The following is a 15,199-nucleotide window of genomic DNA, read 5'->3' as shown; positions in this document are numbered from 1 at the left end:
ACGGAGACTAGGCGGCGGCTTCGGCCGCCGCCGCGTCCTTCAGCGCCTGGACCTTGGGCTGGCGGGCGGCGACCAGGAACGACAGGGCGATGGCCACCACGCCGATCAGGGCGGTGTAGACGAAGAAGGCGACATAGCCCGCGCCCATGGCCGCGCCGCTGACGTTCAGCTTGGCGCCGGCGGCGGCGAAGGTCTCGGGCGGCAAGCGGGCGAAAAGGGCCTTCAGCGCGCCCAGCGGCCCGCCGTGTTCGGCGGCGACCGCCGAGGCCTCGACGATGCGGCCCGACTGCGAGGCCACAAGCTTGCCCGGCAGGGCGTAGAGCGACGAGAACAGCGCGTACTGCGTGGCCGTGAAGCCGGCGCTGGTGAGGCTCGACATGTAGGCGATCAGCGCCGTGCCGGCGATGCCGCCGCAGATGTTGTCCAGGCAGATGCTGGTGAACAGCATCGGCACGCTGTGGCCGCTGACGGCCAGGACGGCGAAGCCCAGGTTGCTGATCGGCTGGGCGAAGGCCCCGATGATCAGGGCCTTCATCAGGCCGAAGCGGGCGACGATAACGCCGCCCAGGAACACGCCGATCATCGAGGCGATGATGCCGAACACCTTGCGGATCTCGGCGATCTCGGTGAGCGAGAAGCCCAGATCACGGTAGAACGGGTTCATGATGTTGAGCACGAAGTCCGAGACCCGGTAGACGCAGATCGCCGCCAGGATCAGGCCGGCCACGCCCGAGAAGCGGGTCGTGAACTCCTTCAGCGGCTCGCCGAAGGCCTTGGACATGTAGACGCCAGGCTTGGTGCGCAGGCCGGGGATCGGCCAGGCGGCGATCACGATGACGCCCAGGCCGACCAGGGCGCCGAACAGCTGCAGCCAGACGCCGTTGGGCTTGGCGGTCCAGGCGTCGGCCAGGGCCTCGCCCCCGACCAGCTTCGACAGCAGGCCGGCGTCGCCGGCCAGACCCGAGCCCAGAATCAGGGCGCCCAGGGCGATGATGGCCAGGCGCAGCAGCCATTCGACCACGACCAGGGCCTGGGGCTGGGCGACGTCGTCGGTGTGGATCGGACGGATGGTGTGGGCGGCCTCGCGCGGGGCCCACAGGGTGGCGCCGACGCCGATCAGCACGGCCAGGGCCATCAGGGCGTAGGAGAAGTTCCAGCCGAAGCGCTCGGCCAGGATCAGCGGCACGGCGCCGGCCATGACCATGGCCCCGCGATAGCCCCACTGCACGGCCACGGCCATCGGGCCCTGGCGCTCGGCGTCGGCCACCTCGATGCGCCAGGCGTCGATGACGATGTCCTGGCTGGCGGTCAGAAAGCCGGTCAGCACGGCCAGGGCGGCCAGCAGGCCCAGATTGGTCGCCGGGTTCAGGGTCGAGATGGCCCACAGTCCCAGCATGATCCCGGCCTGGCAGACCAGCATCCAGGCGCGGCGATGGCCGAGCAGGCCGTGCAGGACCGGGATCTTGGTCCGGTCGATCAGCGGGGCCCACAGGAACTTTAGCGAGAACGACAGGGTGGCCAGGCTGAAGAAGCCGATCACCGACAGCGACAGGCCAGCGTCCCGCAGCCACAGCGACAGGGTGTCGAAGATCAGCATGTAGGGCAGGCCCGAGGCGAAGCCGAGGCCCAGCAGGGCCAGGGCCCGCCGCTCGCCGAACACGGACAGGGCGCCGAGCAGGCTCTTCTTGGGCGGCGCCGCGGTCGGCGTGCTGTCCTGGCTCATGCGGTCTTCCCCCGAGGCGACGGGAAAACCGCCGTCAGCGGGCGACCTTGGCGCGCGTCGCGACGTTCGTCCAGCGGCGCGGGCGGTCCGGGCCGGTCCAGCGCGACAGCGCCTCGCGCAGGGCGGCGGGGGTCAGGGGCTTGACCAGGAAGTCGTCCATGCCGGCCAGCAGGCACTGGCGGCGGTCCTCGTCGAAGGCGTCGGCGGTCAGGGCCAGGATCGGGGTCTCGACGCCCTTGTCGCGGACGGCGCGGGTGGCCTCCAGGCCGTTCAGCCCGGGCATGCGCAGGTCCATGAACACCAGGTCGTAGGTCCCGCGCGACAGGGCGGCCACGGCCTCGTCGCCGCTGGCGATGCGGTCGACCGTGCAGCCCTCGCGCTCCAGCAGGGTGCGGGCCAGCAGGGCGTTGATCGGGTTGTCCTCGGCCAGCAGCACGCGGGCGCCGGGGGCGGCGGCCGGGGCGATGCGGTCGTCCTGGGCCTCGGCCGGAGTGACGATGGCCTCAAGGGCCGCGTCGATCGGCTTGGCGGCCAGCACCTGCGTGACCAGCGAGGCGCGGCGCAGGGGCTTGATCAGATAGCCGCTGAAGCCGGCCTTCGACAGGCTGGGGATCAGGTCGCGCTGGTCGGGGGTCAGCAGGGCCACGGCGGCGCGGCCGGCGGGGGCGGCCAGCGGACGATCCGGCGCGGCCAGGGCGGCGTCGACCAGCAGCACGGTGGCGGCGGGCAGGGTCGCGATCTTGTCGAGGCCGGCCAGGTTCCTGACCCAGGCGCCCGACGCGATGGCCTGGGCGCCGACGGCCTCGCGGACCACCGGGTTGGGCGAGACCACGGCGACGAACCGGCCTTCCAGCGGCGGGGCGGGGGGGGCTTCTTCGTGACGGGCGAACGGAGCCTCGAACCAGAAGTCGGCGCCGCCTCCGCCCCCTTCCTTGATGGAGGCTTCGCCGACGCCGGCCGCGCCGTCCATGGCCGCCGCCAGGCGGGCGACGATGGCCAGGCCCAGGCCCGCGCCGCCCAGTTGGGCCTGGTGCGAGGGATCGGTCTGGACGAAGGCCTCGAAGATGCTTTCGCGCTGCTCGGGCGCGACGCCCGGCCCGGTGTCGGCCACCGAGAAGCGCACCCGGCCCTCGCCGACGTCGCGGGCGGTGATCAGCACGCCGCCCTTTTCGGTGAACTTCACGGCGTTGCCGGCGAAGTTCAGCAGCACCTGGCGCAGGCGGCCCTCGTCGGCCAGCAGCGGCGGCAGGCCGCGCTCGACCGCCCAGCCGATCTCGATCTTCTTCTCGTGGGCGCGCGGGCTCATCAGCTCGGCGACCTGGCGCAGCAGGTCCTCGATGTGCACGGGGGCCAGATGCAGCTCCAGGGCCGTGGCCCCCAGGCGCGCGAAGTCGAGCACGTCGTTGACCAGGCTCAGCAGGTGGTCGCCGCTCTCGCGCAGGGCCGCGACATAGGAGCGCTGCTCGGCGGTGAGCTTGGTGTTTTCCAGCAGACGCGCCATGCCCAGCACCCCGTTCAGGGGCGTGCGGAACTCGTGGCTCAACGTGGCCAGCTGTTCGGCGGTGACGGCGTCGCGGGTCTTGGTCATGGCGCGTGAGTGTAGGGGGCGCGGGTTAAGGTCAGGTTCGCGGCCCTTCTCCCCTTGCGGGAGAAGGTGGCCTGCGAAGCAGGTCGGATGAGGGGTTTCTCAGATATCGGACGCCTCCACCCGGCCTGACCGCTACACGTAGCTTTCAGTTTTGAGAGACCCCTCACCCGACCTCCCTCCGGGAGGCCACCCTCTCCCGCAAGGGGAGAGGGACACGGGTTTGCGATCTCCCGCGCGAAGGCGCGTTAGGTCGGGGAGGCGCGGAGCGGCCGGGCGGAGCCCGGAGACCGTGATATGTTTTAGCGTTTCGGCTTCGTCAGACCGCTCCGCCGCACCGTAGGCTCGAAGGACCGGGGGCGCGGGCCTCTTTCAGCCCTGGACCCGGTTGTCCCTCGGACGGGCAGGACCAATAGCCCCGCGGTGATCCGGCGGCGCCTCGGCTGATCCTGTTAGGCCGGTTTGAAACGATCCCGACCCTGTCGACCCGCTTGTCTCGTCACGGAACGGCTGGCGGCCCAATCACGCCTTCTGAGCGATCCTGCAAACCCGCCCTTCCCATGACGCTCCAAGCGGCCCCGCTCGATGCGATCTCAGCCGCTAACTCGGGCCGGTACCAAGAGCCCTCCCCATGGCTGGGATGGGGATGATTATGGGGCGGGTTGAACAGGTGGGGATAAGTTGGGGTTATAAAGTTGTATGGCGTTGAGTTGGTTGGACTCTTTTCCGATTACGCCGTGTGAGCAGCGTGCGTATCCCCCGATCCTTCTCCCCTTGCGGGAGAAGGTGGCGGCCGAAGGCCGTCGGATGAGGGGTCTCTCAGATGGGAGACGCCCCGCCCGGCCTGCCCGCTGCGCGCAGCTTTCAGTTTTGAGAGACCCCTCACCCGACCTGCTTCGCAGGCCACCCTCTCCCGCAAGGGGAGAGGGATCAGGTGTTCCGCTTTCGCGGGGATTTTACGGGGGAAAAGGTCGGCGCTGCGGAAGCTGAAAACGACCCCCCTCCGGCCCTTTGGGCCACCTCCCCCAGAGGGGGAGGATCTGGCGCGGCGCCCAGTCTCGGCCCCGCCACCACTTCGTGGGGGGGAGGGGGATCAGAGGGTTTCCATTTCACCCGCCGTCGCCGTCCGGCGATGCGCCAGGGCCTCGGCGATGTGGACGCGCTTGACCGACGCCGCGCCTTCCAGGTCGGCGATGGTGCGGGCCAGGCGCAGGGTGCGGGTCCAGCCGCGGGCGGAGAGGCGGCCGGCTTCGGCGGCGCGGGTCAGCAGGGTGCGGCCGGGCTCGTCGAGGGCGCAGATGCGTTCCAGCAGTTCGCCCTCGGCGCGGCCGTTCAAGACCTCGGGCGTGCCGGGCATGACGTCTTCGGCGCGCTGGGTTTGCAGGCGGCGCGCGGCGGCCACGCGGGCGGCGACCTCGGCCGAGCCTTCGCTGGAGGCCGGCAGGGCGAGGTCTGCGGCGGTGACGGCGGGCATGTCGACGGCCAGGTCGATGCGGTCCATCAGCGGTCCCGACACCCGGCCCTGGTAGTCGCGCTGGCAGCGCGGGGCCTTGCCGCAGGCGCCGCGTCCGGCCCCGCCATGGCCGCAGCGGCAGGGGTTCATGGCGGCGACCAGCTGCACGCGGGCCGGATAGCGGATGTGGGCGTTGGCGCGGGCGACCATCACCTCGCCGGTCTCCAGCGGCGCGCGCAGGCTGTCCAGGGCCTGGACGCCGAACTCGGGCAGTTCATCAAGGAACAGGACGCCGTTATGGGCCAGCGACACCTCTCCCGGCTTGGCCTTCAGCCCGCCGCCGGTGTGAATTTTCAAAGATAATGAGAATTATCAGAGATAATGCGACGCGGGTTGATCTGCGACGCCTTCCCATATGTCCGTAAAGGTTAGAGCTGTCCCTAGAACAAGCTTATGCCGTCAATAATGCGAAGCAGTCGCATAAGCTGGCACGACAGCCCCCGTGAGGGGGGGCTCACTGTAATCCCCATTGGGAAGAGAAGCGTTAGCGCGCTGCTTTCACGCAAAGTTGAGAGCGAACCCATCGCCTCACGTTGGGATTACTGGAAATACATCGTCCCGCGCCCTTCCCTTTTCCGACAAGTGCAGCACGGCTTACTCCTTCAATCATGGAGACCGCCATGCCCAACGAAGACGCTGGCGCACGCCTCACTCCCGCCGCGCAGTACCTGCGTATGTCCACGGAACACCAGCGCTACTCGCTGGAAAACCAGTCAGCGGCAATTGCTTTGTACGCCCTGAGCCGGGGCTATGAGATCGTGCGCAGCTACATTGATCCCGGCCGGACAGGCCTGCTTTTGAAAGGCCGCAAGGGACTGCAATCACTGCTCGCCGATGTGGTCGGCGGCGGAGTGGACTACAAGGCAGTGCTCGTGCTCGACGTGAGTCGTTGGGGCCGCTTCCAAGACCACGATGAGTCCGCACATTATGAATTCCTCTGCCGACAGGCAGGTATCGCCCTTCACTATTGCGGCGAGCCATTTGAGAATGATGGGTCGCCTGCTTCAACAATCCTAAAATCACTTAAACGGGTGATGGCGGGCGAATACAGCCGAGAGCTTTCCGAGAAGCTACGCCGCGCAAAACGTCACAAAGCCGAACTTGGCCTGCACAATGGCCCAACCGTAGCTTTCGGCCTCAGGCGCCAAGTAGTTACAAAGGATGGCTTCATTCGTACGGTACTTCAGCCGGGCGAGCGCAAGGCGATACATACTGACTATCTCAAACTGATCCATGGACCAGACGCAGAGGTCGCCACAGTCCGCGAAATCTTCCGACTCTTCGTAAACCGGCGCATGGGCCAAACGGCAATATCACGCGAGCTTATCCGACAGGGTCGCCCCCATCCCCCGAAGGGGCCCTGGAACCAAGGCCGTGTTCGGCAAATCCTAGACAACGAGATCTACACCGGACGCGTCTTCTACGGAAAAACTAGCCAATACCTCAAAGCTAATAAGCGCCATGTTCCGCGTGAGGAATGGATCGAGGTTACAAACTTCCCGCCGATTGTTTCGGAGCGCATCTATAGGAAGGCGCGCGCACGCGTGCAGGATCGGCCGATCTTCCTCTCGAAGGAGGAGGTGCTGGAGCGGCTTAAGCGGTGTTTACACGAGCAGGGCCGCCTCAACGCTGCGGTCATCAGCTCGACGCCATACCTTCCGTCACAGCAGGCTATTCGTGCGCGCTTCGGCAAACTCAGCCACGCCTACGCGTTGATAGGCTATACGCCCGCGCCCGAGCATTGGCACTGGAAGAGGGTCAACGCGCGTCTGGAAGAGGACGTACTGGAGGGTCTACGACGCCTGCACGCCAAGCATGGCTACCTCACCGGTCCGCTCATCGCAGCCGATCAGGACCTGCCCTCCATCAATTATCTGCGGCTGCATTTCGGGTCTTTGAAGGCTGCATACGAGCGCATCGGGATTCATTTAACTCGCGGTGAGCTCGCAAGCGCCGCCGCCCGTCGCGCAGGCCGCGGAAATGCTCCACCAAAACCACCAATCCCAAAAAAGAAATCTGTTTTGAACAACGCCAGAGGCAAACGCCTCACTCTGGATGAGATGACCACTATGCTGCGCCGCCTGCTGCGCAAGCACGGTTACCTGAATGAGCGGCTGATCCAATCCGATCCATCTATGCCTACCTTCGCCTATTATCGTCGGCGCTTCGGCTCGATCTTCGCGGCTTACGCATCAGCGGGCTATCACTCGAACTGGTCCGATATCTGCCGCGCGTCACAGCAGAGGCTCAATGGCGTATCGAAGCGGAATTGGATCACCCCGTGCCGTTAGCTTCCGCGAAGCCGCACCTCCAGCCGGAAAGCAGCGAGCATAACTATCCGCTTTCGCGATTGCCTTGCACGGACGCGAGGCCGTCCGCCGTGCGCCACTGGTCTCAACCGGCAATGTCCGGTTTGCGTTGACCTTCACACGGTTCAGTCAAAATCTTGGGCGATGCCTTCAGCTGCATCGAGCGCACTTTTACCTTGGTCGCGCTCTAAAGCTTGACGCCCAGTCAAGCCATTGAGCGCTCCATGTGGCTGGACCAAGAACCGATAGACCGCCCAGGGTCCGCCCAGGCATCGATGCAGAGAGGCCAACTCAGGATAAGGCGCTCCTCCAGCGTTGACCTGCCAAGCTGGAAAGCGAACGGCACCCCCACCGCCATTGAGACCCAGCACTTGGCCGCCTTTAAGCAAAGCAGTCACCGCTTCTTGGGTGCGGCCAATCAACTCGGCGAATGCGTCCGCGCTCAACATGTCCTCGCCATCGAGAATCTGCGCGGCGCGTAAGCGCCCGCGTTCTCGTGCCGCAGCAAGCGCCTCGCGTATTTCATGATCTGAGCTCATGGCCTCTTCCTACGCCTAAACCGATCATTACCGTCCCACGGCAATTTGCCGAGGAGCTTCTGGCTGAAACGGTATCCGAACTTGCTGGAGATTCCGGCGAGGAGCGAAATTTTCGGTCGGCTCGGTAACATAAGCCGGATCGAGAGGCAGCGCGCCTCACCGCCCGAGACAGGGCGTAGCGGAGTTCGACGATCGGCCTCTGCCATGGCGCTTCGAGGGACCGCCACAGCGCGCTTGCAATGCAGCGAGACGCGTGATCGTGCGCGGCAACATGGTGACAAAAACTGTCCTCTGCCTGCGCTAACTCTCCGCCACGCTTCCGCAGCAGTTCTTCCGGCTTAGCGCCCCGAAGACCCGTGATGACGAAATGAGGAGATCCAGACATGCAACCCTTTCACGCCGCCGTGTCCGACGAGGTGCTCGATGATCTGCGTCTGCGCCTGAAGCGCACGCGCTGGCCTGACCAAGCCCAAGGCGCAGGCTGGCGGCAGGGCGCCGACGTCGGCTTTGTGCGCCGCCTGTGCGAGTACTGGGCGGACGGCTTCGATTGGCGGGCGGCTGAAGCTCGCCTGAACGTGCTGCCCCAGTTTCTCGCGACCATAGACGGCGTCAGCCTTCATCTGATCCACGCCCGCTCGGAAGTGGCCAACGCGGTCCCGTTGCTGTTGACGAATGGGTGGCCCAGCTCGATCTTCGAGTATCTCGACGTCATTCCGCGCCTTACCGCAGCCGGTTTTCACGTCGTCGCGCCCGCACTGCCCGGCTACGGCTTCTCGGAAAAGCCGTCGGAGCTGGGCATGAACGGGACGCGGATCGCCGGGCTCTTCGCGGGACTGATGAGCGATCTCGGTTACGAGAAGTTCCTGGCGCACGGCAGCGATTGGGGCTCGCTGGTCGTCGACCGGCTGCGGCGCCACCACCCCGAACGGCTCCTGGGCATCCACCTCAGCAACGTCCATTCGAACTATCCTCCGCCGCAGGATCCCTCGCCGGAGGAACAGGCCTTCTTGGGCCAGGCCCAGGGCTGGCAGTTCATGGAGGGCGCCTATGCTTTCATTCAGGGCACCAAGCCCCTGACCCTCGCTTACGGACTCAATGATAGCCCGGCGGGGCTGGCGGCGTGGATCCTCGAGAAGTTCTGCAGCTGGACGGGGGGCGATGTTGAGCAGACCTACGGGCTCGATGGTCTCTGCGCCAATCTGACGCTCTACTGGGCGACAGAAACGATTGGCACGTCGGTGCGCCTCTACGCCGAAGTGTTCGCGGATCCGGAAAGCCATGCGCCTCCGGCGCGAGACGACGTGCCGGCCGGCGTGATCGTGTTCGAGAACGACATTCTTCCCGCGCCCCGCGCGTGGGGAGAACGGTGGTTCAACATCGTCCACTGGACCAACGCGCCGCGCGGCGGCCATTTCGGCGCCTGGGAGGAACCGGCGCTGTTCGTGGAGGATCTGCGCGCTTTCGCTGACACCGTCGCGGTGAGCGCCCGATAGGCCACCGCCCGCGGACTGAAGTGGGGGTAGGCGGCAGAAGTTCGCCTACCCCAAATCGTTGCAATGCTTGAAAGACCGCTAACGCAGTTCACAGTCGCCGTCTCGGAGAGACTGCCAGATGTCTAAGAGCCATCGCCTGTTCGACCTCATGCAGGTGTTGCGTCGTCATCGTCAGCCGGTGGCGGGTACAGCGCTCGCTCAGGAAGCTGGGGTGTCGTTGCGCACCATTCGTCGCGACGTTGCCACCCTGCAAGCCATGGGCGCGGACATCGAAGGCGAGCCTGGCGTTGGCTATGTGCTCAAGCCCGGCTTCTTGTTGCCGCCGCTGATGTTCTCGGAAGAGGAACTACATGCCCTGACCCTTGGCGTCCAATGGGTGTGCCAACAAGACGATCGAGGTCTAGCTCGAGCCGCCCAGAACGCGCTCGGAAAGATTGACGCCATGCTGCCGGGCGAACTGCGTGAGCAGCTTTATGATAACGGCTTCCATGTCGAGAACCGCTCGCCCCCCGCCCAGACGATAGATCTCGCGCTCTTCCGACAGGCCATGCGAGAGCAGTTGAAGGTTCTCATCGCCTATCAGGATTTCCATGGGGCGCCGACGGAACGCACGATCTGGCCGATCTCTCTGGGATTCATTGAGAACCGCCGCTTCGTGGCCGCGTGGTGCGAACTGCGTGCCGACTTCAGGACCTTCCGTATCGACCGTCTGGTCAGCGCGGTTGTCCAAGCCGAGCGCTATCCGGGGCGACGGCGTGCACTTCTTGGACGGTGGCGCTCCCAAGTAGAGGGTGAGACTGGGTGACTACGGCGCCTCTGGAGTTCGGCCCATCGTCGCCGTGCTGCCTCCGGAGCTGTTACTTGGTCGGCGCGCGCGCCCGTCGTGAACGCGAAATGAGAATCTCTCGCGGCGATCACTCCATGGTTGATCACACTCAAGCGTGGCTATAACAATCGAGGGTCGCATCGCGCTGAAGGGACTAGCGCGAGACGGGGAAAGAGAATGTCCGAAAGTTACCGTGCCGCGCCGGCTTTGAGGGCGGGCCGTTGATCAGCTTTCCGCTTCTTCGTCGCTTGAAGGTCGAAGGATACCCGCCCTAGGGGCGAGCGCGACAGCGCTCGCTCCCTTCACATTATCCGCGGCCAAAACGCTTGCGGATCCAGCCAAGCAAACGGGCTGCGCGGGAAACCGGGACGCTGACCGGCGGTTCGACGGACGCGGGCTGGTCGAGGCGTTCGAGATAGCGGCGAACGTCGAACATCGGATCGCCTACCGCCTTGGCGGGGTAGTGCGGGCAAGGCTTGCCGCGCCGCCGGGCTAGGCGGTCCGAGGGGGCCACCGTGCCCAGGTTGGCGTCGTAGGCGAAATAGGCGCTGCGGGGCGGATCAGACACCCAGGGCGTCAGCAACTGGACCACGAGGCCAACGGCGGTCGACGCCAGCAGGCCATTCGGCCAGACCACTTGCGGCCGGCTGCCGGCGACGCCATAGCGCTGCGCCTCCGCCTTCAGCCGCTCGTCGGTGACCAGCTGCAGGCACCGCAGGCAGGGCTCTCCCGGCATGGACAACACCACCTGCCCGCTGACCAGGCTTTGGCCGGCGCCGGGCAATGGCGTCACGTCCATGCCCATGTCGATATAGGGGATCATGAAGCGGCGGCAGAAGGCCTCCAGTTCGTCCTTCGAGCCGATGTGGTCGAGGCCGCCCACAACGATGTCACAGCCCTTCAAGAGGTCGCCGACCTCCTGCCACTTGGCCTTGCGCATCACGATGCGGGCATCCGGATTGACCGCCCGGATTACGCGCGCCGCGATGTCGACCTTCGGCCGCTCCGCCTTGACGTCGTCCAAGGTCCCGCCGACCAGCCTGTTGAGGTTGGTCAGGGTGATGATGTCATCGTCGAGCAGAACGAAACCACCGACCCCTAGGTGGGCCAGTTGCTGGACCACGTGGGAATTGCCGCCGCCGAGCCCCACCAGGCCGACGGTCGCCGCGGCCAACCTGGCGTCGCTGTCCGCGCCAAGGAAGCTTTGTCGATCAAGCCAAGACATGGGACCCCCATTCGCGCTGCAGGGGCGCGTCGATGCGTTGGAATTGGTCGATGGCGACCGGCGCCCGGTCGTTGGCGAGCCATAAAAGGCCGTGGGCCGCATCGTTGCTAAGGACGAGCAGGCCGTGCGGCATGCGCGGCGTGGTTTCGAAAAAGCCGGGGACGAAGTCATCGGCGCTATTCAGGTCCACCCAGCTGAAGTCCGGCCTGCCGCGGCCACCGTGGGTGTGGACGTGCAGGAGCGCCGCCGCCGGCCTGTAGGCCGACTGCACCGCCTTGCGCATCGCCGTCGAGCCGATCTTGGCGCCGACCTTACGGTCGATCTCATAGTCTTCGTCGGCGACCGGCGTGTAGCCGCGGATCGTCAGCAGCAGCCGATCGCCCAGGTCAGCGGCGCCGGCGGTGAAGAAGCCCACGCGTTCGTGGGCGAAGGGATGCGGCCGGTGCAGGTCCTTGCGGACTTCGTCCAGCAGGCGGCCGTCGATCTTCAGGTGCACGATCATTGGAGAGGCCTCAGATGGGCGCCCAGGATTTCGTCCCAGCCGAGGCTGGAATCGACGCCGTTCCACGACATGGCGTGCCAGGGCGCGCCGAGGATGTTGTGCGTGGTCCAGTTCTGACCGCGGGCGGGAAGAGGCTTCGACAGGAAAAGCCGCGAGACGTAGCCGCTGTGCTGGCCGGGGGAGAGAAGGCCATCGACCGTCTCCACCCCGCCCGCATACTGGACCCGCAACTCCGGAAGATGGACGAGCGGTTGCCCGCCCTCTTCGTGGAGTTCGGCCCGGCGGCAGATTCGACGCAGCTTGCGCAGTTCCGACGCCGGGTCCCTCACGACGAGTGCCCCGCCGGCGGGTGCGACGAGAACTCCAGGCCCTCGCGGACCTTGATCGACTCGCCAGGCTTCAGTTCGCGGAACTCACCGTCCCGCTCGATCAAGTCGAGCAGGTAGCCGGCCGGCGCCGAGAACACCGCGATCAGCTGTTCGGTGGTGTAGACGCCGCGCTCCAATTCGAACGGCGCTTCCTTGTAGTAGACCGTCACCGTCTTGGGCGGGTGGCGCAGCATCAGCCGCTCCACGCCCTTGGCGGCCAGGTCCACCAGATCGTCGTCGTCGAGGATGATGTCGCCGTCTTCGCTGTCGAGGACCAGCACCTGGCCTTCGGCGGCCTTGGCCAGAAACTTGATGTTCTTGGCGGCCAGCTTCGCCTTCGGCCACTCCATAGACAGGCCCTCCACCGTGAAGCGGTGGAGGTCGTCGCCGCGGATCACGAAGAACCGCTCCACACCCTCTTCACCCAGGTCGACGGACTCGGTGGGGCGGATCGACTCCAGCTCGCCCGAGCGCAGATGGCGCAGGATGACGAAAGCTTCGATCGGATGGGCGCCGGCGGCTTCAGCGATCTGGAGGCCGACGACCTTGCGATCATCGAAGCGCACGCGGCGGAACTCGAAAGTTTCGTCGCCGAGCTCGACCGAGAAAACACCGGCGGCGTCTCGGTCGATGGCGCTCTCCTCCTGGGGAATGAGCTGGGTCATGGGGTGGTTCACCTCTGTCTGCGGGCTAAGGCGGAATTGCCAGCCCGCGACAATGGTGATGACAGAGACTCGGCCGTAGAGTCAACACCACACACGTTATTTGCTTTAAATGTTTATGTTAAGCACACTTAGTGTCAGCCCCATTGACACCACCCTTTAAAGTTGTCATTATGTTCCCATGGACGATATGGAAATCTACAGGCAGCTTGGCCAGAACGTCGCACGCACACGCGGCAAGCTCGGCAAGACTCAGGCCGAGATCGCCGCGCAGATCGGACTGACTCGCGCCTCGCTCGCTAATATCGAAACCGGCCGCCAGAAGGTTCTGTTGCACCACGTCTTTAGGCTGGCCAATGCGCTCGAATGCAGGTCCGTCCTCGACCTTATCCCAGAGACGTTCGTCTTCGCCGACGACGAGCCGCCGATCACTACGCACGGAAGCCAGCTCAGCGACCAGCAGCACGCCGCGGTGCAGCGGTTCGTCCAGATCGCCGGGAAACGCTGACCATGGCCGATAAGGTGAAAGCCAGGGCGGAAGCCTTGCGCCTCTTTGAGACCAACGCCGTCAAATCCGCGCCCGTGCCGCTCGACCGCATCGCCCGCGCCGCTGGTGTGATCGTGCAATACGCGCCATTCGACGGCGAACTGTCTGGCATGGCTTTCATCAAGAACGGCCAAGCAATGATCGGCGTGAACTCGCTTCATGCGCCGACTCGCAAGCGGTTCACCTTGGCGCACGAACTTGGACACGTGATCCTCCACCGTCATGTGCTGGAGGCAGAGGGTGTCCATGTCGACAAAGGAGTCCTTCGCCGCGACACCCTGGCGTCCCAAGGCACGGATGACCGGGAGATCGAGGCGAACAATTTCGCGGCGGAACTCTTGATCCCAGAACCTTTGCTCGCCGCCGCGCTCGATGGGCGAACCCTCGACCTAGAGGACGACGACGCGGTGCAAGCCCTGGCCAAGCGCTTCAACGTCAGCGCCAGCGCGCTGGTCTACCGGATCCAACGGTCGTAGGCGGGCAGGTCAATGGGCTTCGTGATCTATGACCTCGAGACCACCGGCCTCAACAAACGGTTCGACCAGATCCTGCAGTTCGCCGCGGTCCACACCGACGCGAACCTAGTGGTGCAGGAGCAGGTCGAATTCGAGGGGCGTCTACGCCCCCACATCCTGCCCTCACCCGGCGCCTTGCATGTCACGGGCGGCCACTACGCGAACCTGATAGACCCATTGCGGCCGTCCTACGACGCCATGCTCGGTGACATCTACGGGACGATGAAGCGTTGGACCCCGTCGATGTTCATCGGCTTTAACTCCATCAGCTATGATGAAGAGGTCCTGCGCCAAGCCTTCTACGAGTCCTTGCGGGCGCCGATCTACGTCACCAACAGGGATGGCAATTCGCGCGGCGACCTCCTCAAGCTAGCGCGGGTGGTTGGGACATTGCAGCCCGACGTTCTCAAGACTGTCCGCGGTCCGGACGGCCGGCGCGTTTTCCGCCTAGCCGACCTCGCCCGGGCCAACGGAATCCATCCGGGTCAATCGCACACCGCGTCAGCCGATGTCGCGACCACCCTGGCGCTTTGTCGACTGATCGCTGCTGAAGCGCCGATCCTGTGGTCGAGCTTCATGCGTTTCTCAAACAAGGCCGAGGTTCTGAGCTTCATCGCCGAACGTGATGCGTTCGCGGTGTTCGAATTCAAGAGGGGTGTCCAAGACGTCCACCCGGTAACCGCGATCGGCTTCAAGCCCGCCGACAAGAACGTGCGCTACTGCTTGGACCTCACGGCGGACCTCGCCGCGCTTCGGCGGATGTCGCCGGCGGAGTTGATGATCGAGATCGGAAAGCCCGATGGGCCGATCCTGCGCATGAAGGCCAACGGCTCGCCGATTCTCGCCGAGCTTTGGGAGCTTGACCAAGCCCTGCTGGGCGACTTTACCGAGGCTGACCTGGAGACGACGGCCGCCAATGTGCGCGGCGACCAGGCTTTTGTTCAGCGCGTGGTCACCGCGGCCATCGCCTCCGAGAGGGTCTGGCCGAAGTCAAAGTACGTCGAGTTCCAGATCTACGAGCGCTTCATCGAAGACTGGGACGAGGATGTGTGCCGGCGCTTCCATGCCGCCACCTGGAAGGATCGGCCAGCGCTGATCGACCGCTTCCAGGACCCGCGGCTGAAGAAGCTGGCCCGGCGACTGATCTATTTCGAGCGACCCGATCTTCTCGACCCCGACACTAGGGAAAAGATCGACCAGGCGATCCGGGGGCGCTTACGCGGAAATGAGCCTGACGCACCGGGCCGAAGCTACGCCGCTACGCTTCAGGAGTTCGACGCCCTGGTGGCCGAGATCCAGACTGTCAGCCTATCCCTGGCGAGCTACCGCGAGCATCTTGAGGCGCAGCTCGTCGCGACCGCCTGAGGCGCTTGGCCTAGGGCGCACCGCGCG

General features: G+C 65.4%; 13 protein-coding genes and 1 pseudogene. 6 read left to right on the top strand and 8 right to left on the bottom strand.

The window, feature by feature from the left end; all coding sequences use genetic code 11:
- Nucleotides 1-7 precede the first annotated feature (7 nt).
- The 3 genes and pseudogenes from AC07NG_RS06395 to AC07NG_RS06385 all read right to left on the bottom strand — a co-directional run.
- Nucleotides 8-1,723 carry an AmpG family muropeptide MFS transporter gene (locus tag AC07NG_RS06395; RefSeq protein ID WP_494592771.1) on the bottom strand — a complete coding sequence of 572 codons (1,716 nt, stop codon included), beginning with the start codon at nt 1,721-1,723 and terminating at the stop codon, nt 8-10.
- 34 nt (nt 1,724-1,757) lie between these two features.
- Nucleotides 1,758-3,311 (bottom strand): response regulator, encoded by a 1,554-nt coding sequence (locus AC07NG_RS06390; RefSeq protein ID WP_494592769.1) that lies wholly within the window; start codon nt 3,309-3,311, stop codon nt 1,758-1,760.
- A gap of 1,090 nt (nt 3,312-4,401) precedes the next feature.
- Nucleotides 4,402-5,112: pseudogene (locus AC07NG_RS06385) on the bottom strand (ATP-binding protein); the annotation flags it as partial.
- 329 nt (nt 5,113-5,441) lie between these two features.
- Between AC07NG_RS06385 and AC07NG_RS06380 the strand changes: the two are divergent.
- A complete protein-coding gene (locus AC07NG_RS06380) occupies nt 5,442-7,112 on the top strand; it encodes a recombinase family protein (protein ID WP_494592767.1) in 1,671 nt (556 codons plus the stop codon).
- A 143-nt stretch (nt 7,113-7,255) separates the two neighbouring features.
- On the opposite strand, the gene AC07NG_RS06375 is transcribed toward AC07NG_RS06380, so the two are convergent.
- Complete coding sequence (locus tag AC07NG_RS06375) at nt 7,256-7,669, bottom strand: hypothetical protein (protein ID WP_494592765.1); 414 nt, start codon at nt 7,667-7,669, stop codon at nt 7,256-7,258.
- A 383-nt stretch (nt 7,670-8,052) separates the two neighbouring features.
- On the opposite strand from AC07NG_RS06375, the gene AC07NG_RS06370 reads away from it, so the two are divergent.
- Together AC07NG_RS06370 and AC07NG_RS06365 are read left to right on the top strand one after the other, a co-directional pair.
- Nucleotides 8,053-9,162, top strand: a complete 1,110-nt coding sequence (locus tag AC07NG_RS06370; RefSeq protein ID WP_494592763.1) for an epoxide hydrolase family protein — start codon at nt 8,053-8,055, stop codon at nt 9,160-9,162.
- A 118-nt stretch (nt 9,163-9,280) separates the two neighbouring features.
- A complete protein-coding gene (locus AC07NG_RS06365) occupies nt 9,281-9,967 on the top strand; it encodes a helix-turn-helix transcriptional regulator (RefSeq protein ID WP_494592761.1) in 687 nt (228 codons plus the stop codon).
- Between the two features lie 328 nt (nt 9,968-10,295).
- Here AC07NG_RS06365 and AC07NG_RS06360 read toward each other — a convergent pair whose 3' ends face one another.
- From AC07NG_RS06360 to AC07NG_RS06345, 4 genes are read right to left on the bottom strand one after another with little or no spacing between them, the layout of a single operon-like run.
- Nucleotides 10,296-11,213 carry a HesA/MoeB/ThiF family protein gene (locus tag AC07NG_RS06360; RefSeq protein ID WP_494592759.1) on the bottom strand — a complete coding sequence of 306 codons (918 nt, stop codon included), beginning with the start codon at nt 11,211-11,213 and terminating at the stop codon, nt 10,296-10,298.
- Entirely contained in the window at nt 11,200-11,715 is a 516-nt protein-coding gene (locus tag AC07NG_RS06355) for a hypothetical protein (RefSeq protein ID WP_494592757.1), read from the bottom strand. The genes AC07NG_RS06360 and AC07NG_RS06355 overlap by 14 nt, the downstream gene beginning before the upstream one ends.
- A complete protein-coding gene (locus tag AC07NG_RS06350) occupies nt 11,712-12,044 on the bottom strand; it encodes a hypothetical protein (RefSeq protein ID WP_494592755.1) in 333 nt (110 codons plus the stop codon). The genes AC07NG_RS06355 and AC07NG_RS06350 overlap by 4 nt, the downstream gene beginning before the upstream one ends.
- On the bottom strand, nt 12,041-12,748 hold the full coding sequence (locus AC07NG_RS06345) for a multiubiquitin domain-containing protein (protein WP_494592753.1): 708 nt from the start codon (nt 12,746-12,748) through the stop codon (nt 12,041-12,043). The genes AC07NG_RS06350 and AC07NG_RS06345 overlap by 4 nt, the downstream gene beginning before the upstream one ends.
- Before the next feature lie 178 nt (nt 12,749-12,926).
- Here AC07NG_RS06345 and AC07NG_RS06340 point away from each other — a divergent pair, with 178 nt between their 5' ends.
- Genes AC07NG_RS06340 through AC07NG_RS06330 form a run of 3 tightly spaced genes read left to right on the top strand, consistent with a single transcriptional unit; the run spans nt 12,927 to nt 15,172 of the window.
- Nucleotides 12,927-13,253, top strand: a complete 327-nt coding sequence (locus AC07NG_RS06340) for a helix-turn-helix domain-containing protein (protein WP_494592751.1) — start codon at nt 12,927-12,929, stop codon at nt 13,251-13,253.
- A gap of 2 nt (nt 13,254-13,255) precedes the next feature.
- Complete coding sequence (locus AC07NG_RS06335) at nt 13,256-13,768, top strand: ImmA/IrrE family metallo-endopeptidase (RefSeq protein WP_494592750.1); 513 nt, start codon at nt 13,256-13,258, stop codon at nt 13,766-13,768.
- Between the two features lie 12 nt (nt 13,769-13,780).
- Nucleotides 13,781-15,172 (top strand): exonuclease domain-containing protein, encoded by a 1,392-nt coding sequence (locus AC07NG_RS06330; protein ID WP_494592748.1) that lies wholly within the window; start codon nt 13,781-13,783, stop codon nt 15,170-15,172.
- Nucleotides 15,173-15,199 lie beyond the last annotated feature (27 nt).

It is taken from the genome of Caulobacter sp. GW821-FHT10C03, assembly GCF_059415485.1.
This window is presented reverse-complemented; position numbering and strand designations above follow the sequence as displayed.

Coding starts and splice junctions, on each gene's coding strand:
- AC07NG_RS06360 (WP_494592759.1), bottom strand. CDS start 11,213: ATGTCTTGGCTTGATCGACAAAGCTTCCTTGGCGCGGACAGCGACGCC.
- AC07NG_RS06365 (WP_494592761.1), top strand. CDS start 9,281: ATGTCTAAGAGCCATCGCCTGTTCGACCTCATGCAGGTGTTGCGTCGT.
- AC07NG_RS06330 (WP_494592748.1), top strand. CDS start 13,781: ATGGGCTTCGTGATCTATGACCTCGAGACCACCGGCCTCAACAAACGG.
- AC07NG_RS06375 (WP_494592765.1), bottom strand. CDS start 7,669: ATGAGCTCAGATCATGAAATACGCGAGGCGCTTGCTGCGGCACGAGAA.
- AC07NG_RS06340 (WP_494592751.1), top strand. CDS start 12,927: ATGGACGATATGGAAATCTACAGGCAGCTTGGCCAGAACGTCGCACGC.
- AC07NG_RS06355 (WP_494592757.1), bottom strand. CDS start 11,715: ATGATCGTGCACCTGAAGATCGACGGCCGCCTGCTGGACGAAGTCCGC.
- AC07NG_RS06345 (WP_494592753.1), bottom strand. CDS start 12,748: ATGACCCAGCTCATTCCCCAGGAGGAGAGCGCCATCGACCGAGACGCC.
- AC07NG_RS06370 (WP_494592763.1), top strand. CDS start 8,053: ATGCAACCCTTTCACGCCGCCGTGTCCGACGAGGTGCTCGATGATCTG.
- AC07NG_RS06380 (WP_494592767.1), top strand. CDS start 5,442: ATGCCCAACGAAGACGCTGGCGCACGCCTCACTCCCGCCGCGCAGTAC.
- AC07NG_RS06335 (WP_494592750.1), top strand. CDS start 13,256: ATGGCCGATAAGGTGAAAGCCAGGGCGGAAGCCTTGCGCCTCTTTGAG.
- AC07NG_RS06390 (WP_494592769.1), bottom strand. CDS start 3,311: ATGACCAAGACCCGCGACGCCGTCACCGCCGAACAGCTGGCCACGTTG.
- AC07NG_RS06395 (WP_494592771.1), bottom strand. CDS start 1,723: ATGAGCCAGGACAGCACGCCGACCGCGGCGCCGCCCAAGAAGAGCCTG.